The organism is Sphingopyxis sp. P8 (assembly GCF_020622175.1).
Classification (GTDB): Bacteria; Pseudomonadota; Alphaproteobacteria; order Sphingomonadales; family Sphingomonadaceae; genus Sphingopyxis; species Sphingopyxis jiangsuensis.
This window is the reverse complement of the sequence record NZ_JACNMK010000001.1, coordinates 935365-949677: the sequence shown is the minus strand read 5'-3', so window position 1 is coordinate 949677 and position 14313 is coordinate 935365. Positions and strand designations below refer to the sequence as shown.

At 66.4% G+C, this 14313-nt stretch carries 18 protein-coding genes; 11 read left to right on the top strand and 7 right to left on the bottom strand.

From position 1 onward, the window contains the following. Positions 1-148 precede the first annotated feature (148 nt). The gene (locus H7692_RS04685) at positions 149-547 is read right to left on the bottom strand and encodes a glycine zipper 2TM domain-containing protein (protein ID WP_227339840.1); all 399 of its coding nucleotides are present in this window, start codon (positions 545-547) and stop codon (positions 149-151) included. Positions 548-738: 191 nt separating this feature from the next. Here H7692_RS04685 and H7692_RS04680 point away from each other — a divergent pair, with 191 nt between their 5' ends. Beyond that, complete coding sequence (locus tag H7692_RS04680; protein ID WP_201926268.1) at positions 739-960, top strand: hypothetical protein; 222 nt, start codon at positions 739-741, stop codon at positions 958-960. 19 nt (positions 961-979) lie between these two features. After that, on the top strand, positions 980-1897 hold the full coding sequence (rarD, locus tag H7692_RS04675; protein WP_227339839.1) for an EamA family transporter RarD: 918 nt from the start codon (positions 980-982) through the stop codon (positions 1895-1897). Between the two features lie 6 nt (positions 1898-1903). Here the strand turns inward: rarD and pyrC are convergent, their stop codons facing one another. Then, on the bottom strand, positions 1904-2926 hold the full coding sequence (gene pyrC, locus H7692_RS04670) for a dihydroorotase (protein ID WP_222135794.1): 1023 nt from the start codon (positions 2924-2926) through the stop codon (positions 1904-1906). A gap of 153 nt (positions 2927-3079) precedes the next feature. Here pyrC and H7692_RS04665 point away from each other — a divergent pair, with 153 nt between their 5' ends. The 3 genes from H7692_RS04665 (at position 3080) to H7692_RS04655 (ending at position 5067) form a co-directional block, all read left to right on the top strand. After that, the gene (locus H7692_RS04665; RefSeq protein ID WP_222135795.1) at positions 3080-3808 is read left to right on the top strand and encodes a YgfZ/GcvT domain-containing protein; all 729 of its coding nucleotides are present in this window, start codon (positions 3080-3082) and stop codon (positions 3806-3808) included. 184 nt (positions 3809-3992) lie between these two features. Beyond that, positions 3993-4484 (top strand): hypothetical protein, encoded by a 492-nt coding sequence (locus H7692_RS04660; RefSeq protein WP_222135796.1) that lies wholly within the window; start codon positions 3993-3995, stop codon positions 4482-4484. Positions 4485-4548: 64 nt separating this feature from the next. Continuing rightward, complete coding sequence (locus H7692_RS04655; RefSeq protein ID WP_227340043.1) at positions 4549-5067, top strand: TIGR02281 family clan AA aspartic protease; 519 nt, start codon at positions 4549-4551, stop codon at positions 5065-5067. A 13-nt stretch (positions 5068-5080) separates the two neighbouring features. On the opposite strand, the gene H7692_RS04650 is transcribed toward H7692_RS04655, so the two are convergent. Then, positions 5081-5386: a YdeI/OmpD-associated family protein gene (locus tag H7692_RS04650; protein ID WP_201926255.1), complete on the bottom strand. Its 306-nt coding sequence runs from the start codon at positions 5384-5386 to the stop codon at positions 5081-5083. Positions 5387-5481: 95 nt separating this feature from the next. Here H7692_RS04650 and H7692_RS04645 point away from each other — a divergent pair, with 95 nt between their 5' ends. Then, positions 5482-6147, top strand: coding sequence for an MBL fold metallo-hydrolase (locus H7692_RS04645; protein ID WP_201926253.1), 666 nt, complete (start codon positions 5482-5484; stop codon positions 6145-6147). A 22-nt stretch (positions 6148-6169) separates the two neighbouring features. Here H7692_RS04645 and H7692_RS04640 read toward each other — a convergent pair whose 3' ends face one another. Next, on the bottom strand, positions 6170-6610 hold the full coding sequence (locus H7692_RS04640; RefSeq protein ID WP_201926251.1) for an MAPEG family protein: 441 nt from the start codon (positions 6608-6610) through the stop codon (positions 6170-6172). A gap of 316 nt (positions 6611-6926) precedes the next feature. Between H7692_RS04640 and rpmF the strand changes: the two genes are divergently transcribed. From rpmF to H7692_RS04615, 5 genes are all read left to right on the top strand, one after another. Beyond that, positions 6927-7106, top strand: a complete 180-nt coding sequence (rpmF, locus tag H7692_RS04635; protein WP_201926249.1) for a 50S ribosomal protein L32 — start codon at positions 6927-6929, stop codon at positions 7104-7106. A gap of 22 nt (positions 7107-7128) precedes the next feature. Continuing rightward, complete coding sequence (plsX, locus tag H7692_RS04630) at positions 7129-8160, top strand: phosphate acyltransferase PlsX (RefSeq protein WP_201926248.1); 1032 nt, start codon at positions 7129-7131, stop codon at positions 8158-8160. Beyond that, positions 8157-9122, top strand: a complete 966-nt coding sequence (locus H7692_RS04625) for a beta-ketoacyl-ACP synthase III (protein ID WP_201926246.1) — start codon at positions 8157-8159, stop codon at positions 9120-9122. The genes plsX and H7692_RS04625 overlap by 4 nt, the downstream gene beginning before the upstream one ends. Before the next feature lie 144 nt (positions 9123-9266). Next, positions 9267-9560: an integration host factor subunit alpha gene (locus H7692_RS04620; protein ID WP_201926244.1), complete on the top strand. Its 294-nt coding sequence runs from the start codon at positions 9267-9269 to the stop codon at positions 9558-9560. 14 nt (positions 9561-9574) lie between these two features. Next, positions 9575-9949, top strand: coding sequence for a MerR family transcriptional regulator (locus H7692_RS04615; RefSeq protein WP_222135800.1), 375 nt, complete (start codon positions 9575-9577; stop codon positions 9947-9949). A 195-nt stretch (positions 9950-10144) separates the two neighbouring features. On the opposite strand, the gene H7692_RS04610 is transcribed toward H7692_RS04615, so the two are convergent. The 3 genes from H7692_RS04610 to H7692_RS04600 all read right to left on the bottom strand — a co-directional run bounded on the left by H7692_RS04610 (position 10145) and on the right by H7692_RS04600 (position 13988). After that, positions 10145-10690 carry a SixA phosphatase family protein gene (locus H7692_RS04610; protein ID WP_222135801.1) on the bottom strand — a complete coding sequence of 182 codons (546 nt, stop codon included), beginning with the start codon at positions 10688-10690 and terminating at the stop codon, positions 10145-10147. A 58-nt stretch (positions 10691-10748) separates the two neighbouring features. After that, on the bottom strand, positions 10749-13484 hold the full coding sequence (locus H7692_RS04605) for an ATP-dependent DNA helicase (protein WP_222135802.1): 2736 nt from the start codon (positions 13482-13484) through the stop codon (positions 10749-10751). A gap of 138 nt (positions 13485-13622) precedes the next feature. After that, the gene (locus H7692_RS04600; RefSeq protein ID WP_222135803.1) at positions 13623-13988 is read right to left on the bottom strand and encodes a PilZ domain-containing protein; all 366 of its coding nucleotides are present in this window, start codon (positions 13986-13988) and stop codon (positions 13623-13625) included. Between the last annotated feature and the right edge of the window lie 325 nt (positions 13989-14313).

Below are 14313 nucleotides of genomic sequence, written 5' to 3'. Positions count from 1 at the left end.
CGCAGCAACTCGCCCGTGCCTTAGCGGCAAGAGCGGTGGCGGGGCAAGCGCGCACGCCTTGAGGGCGCCGACAACATGGTCGACGCCCTCTCCATCGCGTGTGCGGGCGGAGGGGTCTCGGACCCACACCCGGGACGGGTTCCGTGGCTTAGCGGCAGCGATATTTGTCGCGGTCGATCTCGCGGCCGATCAGTGCGCCAGCGCCTGCGCCGATGATCGTGCCGAGCAGCTTGTCGCCGTCGCCGGCAATTTCATGACCGGCAAGCCCGCCGACTGCACCGCCGATGAGCAGGCCGGTCGTGCCGTCGTCGCGGCGGCAGCGATAGCGGCCGTCATTGCCGCGCCAGATGCGCGTATCGCGGTTGATGCGCTGGTCGCGGGCATAATGGCTATGCCGCTTCTTGCGCTTGTGAAAGCCGGCCGACTGGTCGAGTTCGTAATAGCCGCCTGCCTTCGCAGGGGCTGCGGTCCCGGCATAAGCGGGCGCGGTCAGCGCGATCCCGGCGGCGGCAATCCCGCCCAACAGCCCCTTCGTCATGATACGCATTTCAAATCCTTTCCTGGTTCAACGTCTCGTAAAGCCATTCGCTCCCCGGACGCCTGGGGAGAAAACGAGCCGAATCTGCCTCGCGTTGCATGAACCCAAGGCAACAAGACGAAGCGAGGCCCCGTGTCGACGAACCGCGCGACCGGCGAAACGGCTTGCGGCGCACACAGGCGCGTGCAAAAAGTCGGCCCATGCTCAATATCGCGTCGCTTCTTATCGGTTTGATCGCGCTCGTGCTTGCGGTCGTGGCTTTCATCCCGCTTCTCGGCTGGGCGAATTGGGTAATCGTTCCGGTCGCCGTCGTCGGCCTCGCGCTTGGCGCGATGTCAGAGCGCAACGCCGGCCGGAATCTCTGTATCGTCGTGATTGTCATCGGCGTGATCCGCCTGATGCTCGGCGGCGGCATCATCTGATCCAGCGAAAGCAGCTGTAATGGCACAGGATTCGGCGTCGGCCGCGAGCGATCGGGGCGGTCTTCCCTACGCGCTCGCCGCCTATTGCATCTGGGGTTTCGTCCCCATTTTCTTCAAGCTGCTCGACGCGGTGCCCCCGGTCGAAGTGCTGACGCAGCGGATCATCTGGTCGCTGCCCTTCTGCTTCCTGATCATGGCGTTCCGCCGCCAGATCGGCGAATATCTGGGCGCATTTCGCGACTGGCGGGCGCTGCGGCTGTTGCTTGCGAGCGCGCTGCTGATCGGGATCAACTGGCTCGTCTATATCTATGCGATCTTCACCGACCATGTGCTCGCGGCGAGCCTCGGCTATTATCTGAACCCGCTCGTCAACGTGTTGCTCGGCACGCTCGTACTGGGCGAGCGATTGTCGCGGCTTCAGGCCGTTGCGGTCGCGATGGCGGCGGTCGGCGTCGCGATCCTGCTCGCTGGCGCGCTCGATACGCTTTGGATCAGCGTCACGCTCGCGCTCTCGTTCGGCACCTATGGCCTGCTGCGAAAGGTCGTGGCGGTCGGGTCGCTCCCCGGCCTTGCCGTCGAAACGACCTTGCTGCTGCCGCTCTCGCTCGCCGCTGCCGCTTATTATTTCTTCGCGGGCAGTCCGACAGGATTCGGGTCGAGCGTGGAAATCAGCCTGCTGCTCGCGGCGGGCGGGGTGGTGACGGCGGTGCCGCTGCTGCTCTTTGCGACCGCGGCGCGGCGGATGAGCTATGCCGCGCTCGGCTTCATCCAGTATCTCGCGCCGACGATCCAGTTCCTGCTCGGCATCTTCCTGTTCCGCGAACCATTGAAGCCCGCGCAGCTCGTCTGTTTCCTGCTCATCTGGGCGAGCATCGCGGTGTTCAGCTATGACCTGTGGCGCAAGATGCGCGCGAGCCGGATGATCGAAGTCGCCTGACGGGGGTCAGGCCAGCCGCCAGCGCAGCGTCTCGCCTGCGTGGAAGGGCACGACATCGCCGATATGTGACGGCACCGTCACCTCGGCGCGCTCGAGCGTCACCGTGCCTTCGTTGAGCGGCAGGCCATAGAAGCGCGGGCCATGCTCGCTCGCGAAGCCTTCGAACTTGTCGAGCGCATCGTCTTCCTCAAAGGCGGCGAGGTAGGATTCGAGCGCGAAGGGCGCGTTGAAAATCCCCGCGCAGCCGCACGACGATTCTTTCGTATGGACGGCATGCGGCGCGCTATCGGTGCCGAGGAAGAATTTGGGCGAGCCTGACGTCGCCGCTTTCCGCACCGCCAGCCGGTGATGTTCGCGCTTCGCAACGGGCAGGCAATAGGCGTGCGGGCGGATGCCGCCGACGAGCATCGCGTTGCGATTGATGTGCAGATGCTGCGGCGTGATCGTCGCGGCGACATTCGCGGGCGCATCGGCGACGAACGCGGTCGCCTCGGCGGTCGTGATATGCTCGAAGACGATCTTGAGGCCGGGCAATGCCTTGACCAGCGGCGCCAGCGTGCGCTCGATGAACACCGCCTCGCGGTCGAAGATGTCCACATCATGGTCGGTGACCTCGCCGTGGATCAGCAGCGGCATGCCGATGTCCTGCATCCGCTCTAGCACGCCCATGATGTTCGCGACGTCGGTGACGCCGTGCGCGCTGCCGGTCGTCGCATGCGCGGGATAAAGCTTGGCTGCGGTGAACACCCCCTCGGCATGGCCGCGCGCCATTTCGTGCGCGTCGCTCGCGTCGGTCAGATAGGCGACGATCAGCGGTGTGAAATCCATCTCGGCCGGGACGGCGGCGACGATCCGCTCGCGATAGGCGACGCCCTGTTCGACCGTCGTCACCGGCGGCGACAGGTTGGGCATCACGATCGCCCGCGCGAACTGGCGCGCGGTATGGGGCGCGACATGCGCGAGCATCGCGCCGTCGCGCAAATGGACGTGCCAATCGTCGGGGCGGCGGATGGTCAGGCGGTCGGTCATGTCATTCTCTCCCCCCTCCAGCAAACGGGAGGGGACGGGGGTGGGCGAGTCCGGTGCGGCGCTTAGCCCAAGTTTGCGGTCAGGCCCACCCCAAACCCCTCGCGCGTGCGGGAGGGGCTTTAAGTCGTCGTCCCGGCAGCCTATTTCTCTGCCATGACCAATACTACCCTCCACGACCGCGCCCTCATCCGTCTGTCGGGGGAGGATGTCCGCGGCTTCCTGCAAGGCCTTGTCACCAACGACGTCTCGGGCGGGCTGCCCGTCTGGGCGGCGCTGCTGACGCCGCAGGGCAAGGCGCTGTTCGACTTTCTGATCTGGGCGGATGGCGACGACATTCTCGTCGACTGCGAGGCTGAAACCGCCGACGCGCTCGCCAAGCGACTGACGCTCTATCGCCTGCGCCGCGCGATCACGATTGCGCGTGACGAGCAGCTTGCGGTGCATTGGGCGCCCGGGGGCGAGCAAGGCGTTCCCGACCCCCGGCTTGTCGACCTCGGCCGCCGCTGGCTCGCTCCGGCGGGGAAGGGCGAGGGCGCCGACGCCGCGTGGCGCGCGCATCGGCTCTCGTTCGGCGTCGCCGAAGGACGCGCCGAACTGGGCGATGGCGAGACGCTGTGGCTCGAATGCAATGCCGCCGAACTGAACGGCGTCAGCTTTGCGAAGGGCTGCTATGTCGGGCAGGAAAATACCGCGCGGATGAACTGGCGGCAAAAGGTCAACCGGCGGATCGTCGTCGTGCCGATCGCCGACGCCGACGAAAAGCGCCAAAGGATTGCCTATCCCGACCTCGACTGGTCGGTCGAGCATCGGCGGGTCGAGTCGATCGACGCGGACGCAGCGCCGATGTGGATGCGCGAAGGGCTTGTCGCGACCGGTTCATGACGCATGCAGCCAGGGCTGCTATATTGGGCGCATGCGCGCGCTCGTCCTTTTGCTGCTGTTCGCAGGCATGGCTGCTGCCACGTCCGTCGCTGCGATGCCGGCGTGCGAACCCGCGCCACCGCCGCTGGCCGCCCAAGATGACGCATCCCCTATCGTCCCTGGCTCCGTTGATGGCGCCGTCGATGTGGCGCCCGTGCCCCTGGCAGAGCTTGCGTCCGACTCGCCCTGGCTCCCGCGAATCGAGGCGGCAGCCGACGAACTGCTTGCGGCACTCAAGTCGCGCGACGCGCGTCGCTGGAAACCGTTGCTCGGCGGCCGCTGGCTCGGCGCCGGTGATCAGCGCGCGATCGAGCGGTTGCTCGACGATCGATGCAGCGCGTTCGCCGCCGTGCTTGCGGCAGATACTCCGCCGGCGCGCAAAATTTTGGGCTGGACCGTTCCGCCCGGCTATTCGGTCGACGAGCGGGCCGAAATAGCCGCTCGCCCCGGGGCCGAGGCGCTCGTTTGCTGGTCGGCAAAGGACGGCGGGGATCGCAGATGGCCGCGTTCGGCCGCCGAAGCCGACAATGCACGCGGCCGGGGTTTCGCCTGCGCGCGCATCGTTCATTCCTCGCTTGCCGAGGCGCCCGGATGGCGGGCATTCATCGAGCTACCCGCAGAGGCAGGCGGCGTTTAACCAAACTCCAATTCTTCGCTGCCAATATCGCGCCATGTTGGGGCGTTATCTTGGCTTGGCCGGAGTGATCGCGGTCGTATCGGTGGGCATGGCGGGCTTCGCCAGCCGGATGAGCGCACCCGAATCGATCGAAACCGCGGCGACGGTCAGCGGCGACCATGACAATTGGACGACGGGGGAGCGGAGCCGCGGCGGCTGGTCGTCGGGCGCCAACTCGCCAGGCGAGGTTCGCCTCGGTCGCGCGGGCGATTCGCATTTCTATGCCGACGCCAACATCGACGGCACCAATATCCGCATGATGGTCGACAGCGGCGCTTCGGTCATCGCGCTGACGCGCCGCGATGCCGAGGCCATCGGCATCGACGTCGACCGGCTGCCGATCGCGGGCAGGGCGAACACGGCGGGCGGCGTCGTACCGCTGCGCCCCGTCATGCTCGACAGCGTCGATGTCGACGGGGTCGAGGTGAAGCGCGTGCAGGCGGCGGTGATCGACGCGGACATGGGCGTTTCGCTGCTTGGCCAGAGCTATTTGTCCAAGCTCGAGTCGGTAAAGGTCGAAGGCGATACGATGACCTTGCGCTGAGGCGCCGCGCTCCCTACTTCGCCTTCTTGTCGATCAGCACCGCCTGCTGCCACTTGCTCGGAGCTTTGTCGGTGCGGTGGATGCACCCCGCCCAGCAGCAGGGGCGGCGCTTGCCCTCGATCAGTTCCTCGACCGTCCGCTCGATCCGCCGCGCGCGTGTTTTCGCCTGTTTCGCATCCTCGACCCAGCAGATGAACTCGTTGCGGCCGAGCGGGGTCAGCCCCTGCCAAAGCGCAAGAATCGCGGGATCGGCCTGAATGGCCGACCGCATATCGTCGCCTGCCGTGTGGACGGTGCCTTGAGCAAATGCCTCTGTCATGAGCGCCTGTATAATCCGCTCATTTCGCTATCTCAAAGCTCTGCGACATTGCGCCTCCCTTGCCAAAGCGGCCGCTTTTGCCCACATCATGCGCCATGAATGCTCCCAACCCGCCGCTCAAGGCCGCCATCGTACCCGTCACCGCTTTCCAGCAGAATTGCACCTTGCTCTGGTGCACCGAAACGAACAAGGCGGCGTTCGTCGATCCCGGCGGTGACCTCGACAAGCTGAAGGAAGCGGTGCGTCAGACCGGGGTCGAGGTAGAGAAGATCCTCGTCACCCACGGCCATATGGACCATTGCGGGCAGGCGGGGATGCTGGCGAAGGAGCTGGGCGTTCCGATCGAGGGGCCGCACGAGGACGACCGTTTCTGGATCGAGCGTTTTGCCGAGGATGGCGCGCGCTTCGGCATGGTCGGCGAAAGCTTCGAGCCCGACCGCTGGCTCGTCGACGGCGACACGGTGCGGGTCGGCAATCTCGAACTCGACGTGATCCATTGTCCGGGCCACACGCCCGGTCATGTCGTGTTTCATCACCCCGAATCAAAGCTGGCGATCGTCGGTGATGTGATTTTCCAGGGCTCGATTGGGCGCACCGATTTCCCGCGCGGCAATCATCAGCAATTGCTCGATTCGATCACGGGCAAGCTGTGGCCGCTCGGGGGTGACACAATCTTTCTGCCCGGCCACGGCCCGCACAGCAGCTTCGCACAGGAACGGCGCACCAATCCCTATGTCGGTGATGCCGCGATAGCGGGTTAGGGTCAGGACCCTAAGGGGGGGCTCAGTTCGAGGGTTGGACGATGGTTTCCGAGACCTCGGTAACCGTGATCTGCCCCGGCGTCAGATAGACGATGGCGAGCGCGGTGACCGCAAGGCCCAGTTGGACGAGCATCGTCACGGTCGTGCCGGCCATCCGGCCCCACATCATGCCATCCATCCCCAGTGCGTGCAGGATGCGCGCGACCAGGTAAAGCGCGCCGACGCCCCACAGCCAGATCGACGAACCGAGTCCCAACTCGACAAGCGCCAACAGGATGACGACGAACGCGGTATTCTCAACGAAATTGCTGTGCGCGCGCATGCGGCGGATGACGCGCTCGTTCCCGCCGTCGCCGATCGATACTTTCTCTTGCCCGCGCACGCGCCCGACACGCATCGTCAGCCACAGGTTCAGCAACACGGCGCCCGCCGCGATTGTCAGGCTGATCGGCAATATCATCATTATCGGCTCCCCCATCGATTGGCCGGCGCGTCGTCGCGATCCGGCGGGAGCGAGGTGTGGCACCAAGCAGGGCGATCGGCAAGGCTGGCTGTGTCGACGCTCGGGGCTTGCCTTTGCGGGCAAAAACGCTATAGCCGCGCCCGATCCGGCACCCGACACCAACAGGCGTTGAGGCACCCTCCGGCGGAAGATTTCCTGTCCATTTCGTGGTGGGAACAGGCTTCGGCGCGGCGGGCGGGCCAGTCATTTCCGGCGACGGAAAGGACAAATCCGGGTTCGCCGATTCGTATAAACATTTAAGAATGCAGGAAATATCATGGCCGTCCCCAAGCGAAAAACCTCGCCCTCGAAGCGCGGCATGCGTCGCAGCCACGACAGCCTGAAGGTCGAAGCCTTTCAGGAATGCCCGAACTGCGGCGAGTTGAAGCGTCCGCACAATCTTTGCAACGCCTGCGGCCATTACAATGGCCGCGAAGTGGTTTCGGCCGGCGCCTGATCATTAGCCGGAGGGCGCGCAGATGAGCCTGACACCGCGAATCGCAATCGATGCGATGGGCGGTGACGTCGGCGTTCGCGTAATGTGCGCGGGCGCCGCGATGGCGCGCCACAAGCACGACCGCCTCCGTTTTCTGCTCGTCGGCGACGAGACGCGGATCAAGGCCGCGCTCGACAATCACCCGAACCTGCGCGCGGCGTCGGACATAATCCACACCGACGGCGTGGTGTCAGGCGAGGACAAGCCGAGCCAGGCGTTGCGCAAGGCGAAAAGCACCTCGATGGGGCTCGCGATCGACGCGGTGAAGCGCGGCGATGCCGGCGGCGCCGTGTCGGCGGGCAACACCGGTGCGCTGATGGCGATGGCGAAGCTTGCGCTGCGCACGATGCCGGGGATCGACCGGCCGGCGCTGGCGGCGCTGCTGCCGTCGCTCGGCGACAATGACGTCGTGATGCTCGACCTTGGTGCCAATACCGATTGCGACGCGAACAACCTTGTCCAGTTCGCCGTCATGGGCGCGGCCTATGCGCGTACGGCGATGGGCCTCGACAAGCCACGCGTCGCCCTGCTCAATATCGGGACCGAGGAACTGAAGGGCACCGGCGAGATTCGCGAGGCGGCGGCGCTGCTGCGCAGCGCGACCGGATTGCCGATGCAGTTCACCGGCTTCATCGAAGGCGACAAGCTGTCGCGCGGCGAGGTCGACGTTGTCGTCCATGACGGCTTTTCGGGCAATATCGCGCTCAAGACGATCGAGGGGACCGCGCGTTTCGTCACCGACCTTTTGCGCCGTGCCTTCACCAGCTCGACACGTTCGAAGATCGGTTTCCTGATCTCGCGGCCTGCGACCGAGCTGCTTCGCCACCATCTCGACCCCAACAACCACAATGGCGCCGTGTTCCTCGGGCTCAACGGCGTCGTGCTCAAAAGTCACGGCAGCGCCGATGCGAAAGGGGTCGCCAATGCGGTTCACCTTTGCGCCGAGCTCGTCGAAAAGGATATAACGCGTCAGGTGACCGAAGATCTTGCCAATTTCCGCGGCCAGGCCGCATGACCTTACGCTCTGTTCTGGCTGGTACCGGCGCTGCGCTGCCGCGTACGCGCGTTTCGAACGAAGAACTCGCGCAGCGCGTCGATACGAGCGACGAGTGGATCGTCGAGCGCACGGGCATCCGTTTTCGCCACATTGCCGAACCCGACGAGACGACCGGTACGCTCGGCGCCGCCGCAGCGCGGCAGGCGCTTGAGGCGGCGGGCCTCGAAGCTGCCGACATTGGCCTGATCATTGTCGCGACCGCGACACCCGACAACACCTTCCCTGCAACCGCGACCAAGGTGCAGGCGATGCTTGGCGCGCCCGACTGTATCGCGTTCGACGTTGCCGCGGTCTGCTCGGGCTTTCTCTACGCCGTTTCGGTCGCCGACTCGATGCTCCGAACGGGCGCTGCGAAACATGCGCTCGTCATCGGTTCGGAAACCTTCAGCCGGATTCTCGACTGGGAAGACCGCGCGACCTGCGTGCTCTTTGGCGACGGAGCCGGTGCGGTCGTGCTGTCCGCCGAGGATGTCGACGATGATCGCGGAATCCTTGCGACCCGCCTCCACGCCGAGGGGCAATATTGCGACATGCTCTATGTCGATGGCGGGCCGTCGACGACGGGGACTGTCGGCCATGTCCGCATGCAGGGGCGCGAAGTTTTTCGCCACGCTGTGACCAATCTCGCCTCGGTCCTCGGCGAGGTGCTCGCCGACACGGGACTTTCGGCAGCCGATGTCGACTGGGTGGTGCCGCATCAGGCGAACCGCCGCATCATCGACGCAACCGCGAAAAAGCTGGGGCTTCCGGCCGAGCGCGTCGTCCTGACGGTCGATCAGCATGCCAACACGTCCGCCGCGTCGGTTCCGCTGGCGCTCGACCTCGCCGTGCGCGACGGGCGGATCAAGCGCGGCGATCTGGTCGTGCTCGAAGCGATGGGCGGCGGCTTCACCTGGGGCGCAGCGGTCCTGCGCGTCTGACGCGCCTTCGTCGCGTCAACTTCTCGCCCCATCCTTTTCAGTTTGGCGGATTAATTCTCTTTTGTTACAAGAATGGCAGGACTCGTGATGGTGGGGGCCGTCCGAGACCTGTGAAATTCGCTTCATGAGGGGGAAGGGAACACCATGACCGCAGGAACGCTTACGCGCGCCGACATCGCCGCGCGGATCAACCAGCAAATCGGATTGTCGCGCAATGAATCGGCTCAGATTGTCGAGTCGATTCTTGCCCATATGTCGGATGCGCTTGCCGAGGGTCAGAATGTGAAGATTTCGGGCTTCGGCACCTTTGTGCTGCGCGACAAGGCGCAGCGTATCGGCCGCAACCCCAAGACGGGGGTCGAGGTTCCGATCCTCCCGCGCCGCGTCATGACGTTTCGCGCCAGCCAGACGATGCGCGCGCGCGTGGCCGGTAAATAATCGACCGTTTCGCAATGGCCGGATCTGACGAGGGCGCAAAGGCGGACGGTGCGATGCTCGCGATCGGCGAGCTTGCCGATCGCATCGGTGTTCCGACGCATGTCCTGCGCTATTGGGAAACGCGCTTTCCGCAGCTCCGGCCGCTCCAACGCTCGGGCCGCCGCCGCTATTACCGCGCCGAGGATGTCGCGCTCGCCGAGCATATCCATCATCTGCTGCATGTGCAGGGCTTCACCGTCGAAGGGGCGCGGAAGGCGTTGTCGGACGGAAGCGGCAAGGCGGCCGCGCCCGCTACCGGGATTGGTGCGGTTCGCAACGGTGCGGGTACGGGCGTCCCGGTCGAGGCCCTTGTGGCGCTGCGTCAGCGGCTGGTGGCCGCGCTAGACTGAATCGGCGGGCTCGCCGCGCAGCGAAGGCGGCTTTGGGGTGGGGACGGGACATTCAATAATACCCTCGTCACCCCGGACTTGATCCGGGGTCCCGCTTCTCACCGTTGCTGAGCGGGGCCCCGGATCAAGTCCGGGGTGACGGTACGGTGAATGTCACTTTTCGGTAGTTTCCAGCCGCGGCGGAGGCGCTCAATCTCAGTCCATCGACGGCGCGAGCGCGGGGTCGAGGTCGCGCGGGCGGACGAAAGCCACGATCCGCGCCATTCCGATGTCGAGCCGGTGCCAGTCGTCGATGTCGATTTCCATCCGTACGAGCGCCGAGGTCGGCAACTTCGCCTCGATTTCCGCGCGCAATGGATCGTTTGCCGATTCGGGAACGAGCATCAACGCCAGATCCTCCAGCCCCGGATTATGTCCCGCGATCAGCAGATGCTCGGCATCGCGCCCCGTGTCGCGCAGCACCTCGATCAATGTTGCGGCCGAAGCGAGATAGATGCGCCGGTCCCAATGCGGCTCCAGCGCGTCGAGGTCGGCGGCTGGCTGGAAAATGTCGAGCGTTTCGGTCACGCGCACGGCAGGCGAGGCGACGATGCGGTCGACGGGCAGCGCCTGCTTCTTCAGATATTGGCCGATCAGTTCCGCGCCGCGGCGGCCTCTTGGGTTGATGGGGCGGTCGAAATCGCGCTCGACCGGGGCGTCCCAACCCGATTTCGCGTGGCGCAGGATCGTCAAGCTCTTCAAAATCTCTCCCCGCGCATCCCGCGCTCTTCCCCCGATTGCGCCGCCTTGTGCCGCAAAGTCATGACGGTGAAAAGGCAGGATATGCGCTTTTTCGGCGCTCGACATTGGCGGCGGCAACATGGTTCACCGCTTCGTCGAGCGGCAGACGCCGGATCGGTGTGCCGGGGGGAAAGGCCGACAGCAGCCGCGACGGCACGCTGGCCGACAACATCACGAACTGCCCGAAATCGTCGGCGCGGCGGATCAGCCGCCCGAACGCCTGGCCCAGCCGTGCGCGTATGACGCTGTCGTCATAGGCGCTTCCTCCCTGCGCAGCGCGGCGTGCCGCGTGGAGGATCGTCGGGCGCGGCCATGGCACGCCCTCCATCACCACAAGCCGCAGCGAATCGCCCGGCACGTCGACCCCGTCGCGCAGCGCATCGGTGCCGAGCAGCGACGCATGCGGGTCGGCGCGGAAAATATCGACGAGCGTACCGGTGTCGAGCGGATCGACATGTTGGGCAAAGAGCGGCAGCCCCGCGCGCGCAAGCCGGTCGGCGATCCGCGCATGGACGAAACGCAGCCGCCTTATCGCGCTGAACAGACCGAGCGCGCCGCCCCCCGACGCCTCGATCAGCCGGCTATATGCGCCCGCGAGCGCGGGCAGGTCGCCGCGCGCGATATCGGTGACGATGAGCACCTCGGCCTGCCGCGCATAGTCAAAGGGGCTCGCCACGGCGAAATGGCGCGCCGCGCCGTCGAGGTGGCGCGCGCCGGTGCGAATATCGGCTTCGGTCCAGCCGTCATCGTCCCGCGCGCCGCTCCGCAGTGTCGCCGACGTCACGAGCACGCCGTGCGCGGGGCGATAGACGGCCTCGGCAACCGGGTAGGCGGGGTCGAGCCAGTGACGGTGCAGCCCCGCGTCATATTCGCGCCCGTCAAAGCGGTCGACCGCAAGCCAGTCGACGAAGGCGGGATCGGCGGGACCGCCGACGCGGCCGAGCAGCGACAGCCAGCCGCCGAGCGTATCGATTCGCGTGCCGAGGCTCGCGCGTGCGCCATCGACGCGCGCGCGTGTCTGGCCGTCGAGCCAGTCGGGTGGGTCCTCGACGAGCGCGTCGAGCCGCTTGCCGAGCGCCATTAACGGGCGCAGCAGCGCCTCGATCGCGTCGCTTGCGCCGCCGGCGGCCTCGACCAGCGCGGGCTCGGGATCGGCGAGCTCGGTTTCGAGACCATAGCCGCTGTCGGCGCCGCGCGGATCGACCGCGCGCGCATAGACCATGGCGCGTGCCGCCGCGAGCAGCCGCTCGATTGCCCCCCACGGCGCATTTTCGTTGAGCCGCGCGAGCCAGCCTTCGCCCGGAAACTCGCCCGCCGCCGCAATCGCCGCGTCGATCGCCTTGTTCCCCGCCTCGTCATAGCTCGCCACGTCGGCGAGCCGCGCCGCGAGCCCGCGCCGCCGCCCGCGCGATTTGCCCTCTGGCCCCAGCACCCACCGCCGGATCTCGACCGCCTCCTGTCCCGTCAGCGCCGCGGCGAACATGCTGTCGGCGGCGTCCCACAGATGATGCCCTTCGTCGAAGATCAGCCGCGTCGCGGGCGCGCCGCCATCGCGCGGGCGCGCCGCCTGCACCATCGTCAGCGCATGGTTGGCGATCACGAAATCCGCCTGCTGCGCCGCGCGCGCCGAGCGCTCGATGAAGCATTTGCGGAAGTGTGGGCAGCCCGCATAGATGCACTCGCCGCGCCGGTCGGTGAGCGCGGTCGTGCCGTTGCGGCGGAACAGCGCGGGAAGCCAGCCCGGCAGGTCGCCGCCAACCATGTCGCCATCGCGCGTGTAGGAGGCCCAGCGCGCCACAAGCTGTGCAAGGATCGCGGCACGCCCCGAAAAACCGCCCTGCAACGCGTCCTCGAGGTTCAGGAGGCAAAGGTAATTTTCCCGCCCCTTGCGCACCACGACCTTTTCGCGGTGGGTCGCGGCGTCGGGGTAGAGCCGCTCGGTCTCGCGCGCGAGCTGCCGCTGCAACGCCTTGGTGAAGGTCGAGATGCAGACGCTGCCCCCCGACTGGTCGATCCACTGCTTCGCGGGCGCGAGATAGCCGAGCGTCTTGCCGATCCCCGTACCCGCCTCGGCAACGAGCATTTGCGGTGCATCCTTGCGCGCGCGCGGCTCGAACATCGCGGCGGCGGCGCGCGCATAATCCTGCTGGCCCGGCCGCCGTTCGGCACCGTCGCCGGTCAGCCGGTCGAGCCGCTCGGCAATCGCGTCGGGCGCCAGCGCGACCTGTCGCGGCTGCGGGCGCGGCGATACTTCCTCCCATTCGGGAAGGCGCGCGAACAGCCAGCGATCGGATTGCTCGGCGCGCGGGAGATGCTGCTGGAGCAAGGGCGCCCACGCCCATCGCTGGCGCGCAAGCGCCTGCAGGCTGTGCCACGCGCCTTCGCGCTCGGGCCAAGCCGGATCATTTGCCGCATCAAGCATCGCAGCGGTCGCGACACGCAGAAAGGGCGCGATTGCGGCCTCGTCCGTCGGGGCTTCGAGCCCGAGCGCACGCGCGATGCCCGCCGGGGTCGGCACAGCGAAGCGCGCGGGAAACAGGAAAGCGAAGAGTTCGAGCAGGTCGAGTCCCGACAATTCGGGATAGCCGAGCCGGTCGCCCGTCAGCGTCGCGCCGAGCAGCAAATGCGGGGTTCCCGCCACCGCCGCCATCGCCTCGCCGCGCCCGACGCGCTGCGCGCGCCCGTCGCCATCGGCGAGCCAGATGCCGACATGGCTGGCATGAATCGCGGGTAGGGGGAGAGGATTGAGCGCCACCGCGTCACGCTAGGCACAAAAGGCGAACGCGGCAAGGGCGTCCACCTTGTCGTCATTCCCGCGAAAGCGGGAACCCAGCGAACCGGCGTTGCAACTGGGTTCCCGCTTTCGCGGGTATGACGATTGGATATGCGTAAATCAGCGCAGCCCGCGCCGTCCGAAACCCGATGGGCGGCTGGTGCGGAAGACCTGGACGGGCGCTGCTGCCGGGCCGCGCGCGCGTTCGAGCGCATTGTAAAGCGGCCCGCTCGTGAGCTCATAGGGAAAGCGAACGCCCATCCGGTCGAATTCGGCCCACATGACGACGGCGTACACCACCTGCCCGCCATAATGGATTTCGCAGCGCGAGCGGACCGGCATGCTGGCGCCGTCGATGCGCGCGCCGCCTTCGGAGAGGTCGGAAATCGTGCCATCGATCATGTTGAGGACGCCGTTGACGGTGACGTCGATCTCGACGGGCGTGCGCCGGTACTGGCGCGGACGGGGGAGGGAAAGGCTTGTCATGGCCGTCATGCTAGGCCGCTTATGGTAAATTTCCGGTAACCATGATTTCTTCGCGATCATTCTATTCATCACGCAAGTGAACCCCGGCGAAAGCGGGGGTCGAGACAGAGGCAGTGCTACGGGGCGCAGACCCCGGCTTTTCGCCGGGGTTCACCAACCTCTGTCCTCAGGTCCGCCGATTTTCCGGTTGGTTCGCTCGCCGTCGAAGAAGGCTTTCCTACTTTTCCTTGGCGTGGTGAAGATGGCGACATGCGCGCCGCGACTCGCTCCTGCCAAAGGCGACAATGGAGACAAAATGCGCCCGCGCGTCGGTCGCTTTTGTCTC

What these genes read in the sequence shown, in the direction of transcription:
- H7692_RS04600 (WP_222135803.1), bottom strand. Translation starts at nt 13,988, where the DNA reads ATGACAAGCCTTTCCCTCCCCCGTCCGCGCCAGTACCGGCGCACGCCC.
- rarD (WP_227339839.1), top strand. Translation starts at nt 980, where the DNA reads ATGGCACAGGATTCGGCGTCGGCCGCGAGCGATCGGGGCGGTCTTCCC.
- pyrC (WP_222135794.1), bottom strand. Translation starts at nt 2,926, where the DNA reads ATGACCGACCGCCTGACCATCCGCCGCCCCGACGATTGGCACGTCCAT.
- H7692_RS04615 (WP_222135800.1), top strand. Translation starts at nt 9,575, where the DNA reads ATGGCCGGATCTGACGAGGGCGCAAAGGCGGACGGTGCGATGCTCGCG.
- H7692_RS04680 (WP_201926268.1), top strand. Translation starts at nt 739, where the DNA reads ATGCTCAATATCGCGTCGCTTCTTATCGGTTTGATCGCGCTCGTGCTT.
- H7692_RS04620 (WP_201926244.1), top strand. Translation starts at nt 9,267, where the DNA reads ATGACCGCAGGAACGCTTACGCGCGCCGACATCGCCGCGCGGATCAAC.
- H7692_RS04650 (WP_201926255.1), bottom strand. Translation starts at nt 5,386, where the DNA reads ATGACAGAGGCATTTGCTCAAGGCACCGTCCACACGGCAGGCGACGAT.
- H7692_RS04625 (WP_201926246.1), top strand. Translation starts at nt 8,157, where the DNA reads ATGACCTTACGCTCTGTTCTGGCTGGTACCGGCGCTGCGCTGCCGCGT.
- H7692_RS04640 (WP_201926251.1), bottom strand. Translation starts at nt 6,610, where the DNA reads ATGATGATATTGCCGATCAGCCTGACAATCGCGGCGGGCGCCGTGTTG.
- H7692_RS04685 (WP_227339840.1), bottom strand. Translation starts at nt 547, where the DNA reads ATGCGTATCATGACGAAGGGGCTGTTGGGCGGGATTGCCGCCGCCGGG.
- H7692_RS04665 (WP_222135795.1), top strand. Translation starts at nt 3,080, where the DNA reads ATGACCAATACTACCCTCCACGACCGCGCCCTCATCCGTCTGTCGGGG.
- rpmF (WP_201926249.1), top strand. Translation starts at nt 6,927, where the DNA reads ATGGCCGTCCCCAAGCGAAAAACCTCGCCCTCGAAGCGCGGCATGCGT.
- plsX (WP_201926248.1), top strand. Translation starts at nt 7,129, where the DNA reads ATGAGCCTGACACCGCGAATCGCAATCGATGCGATGGGCGGTGACGTC.
- H7692_RS04645 (WP_201926253.1), top strand. Translation starts at nt 5,482, where the DNA reads ATGAATGCTCCCAACCCGCCGCTCAAGGCCGCCATCGTACCCGTCACC.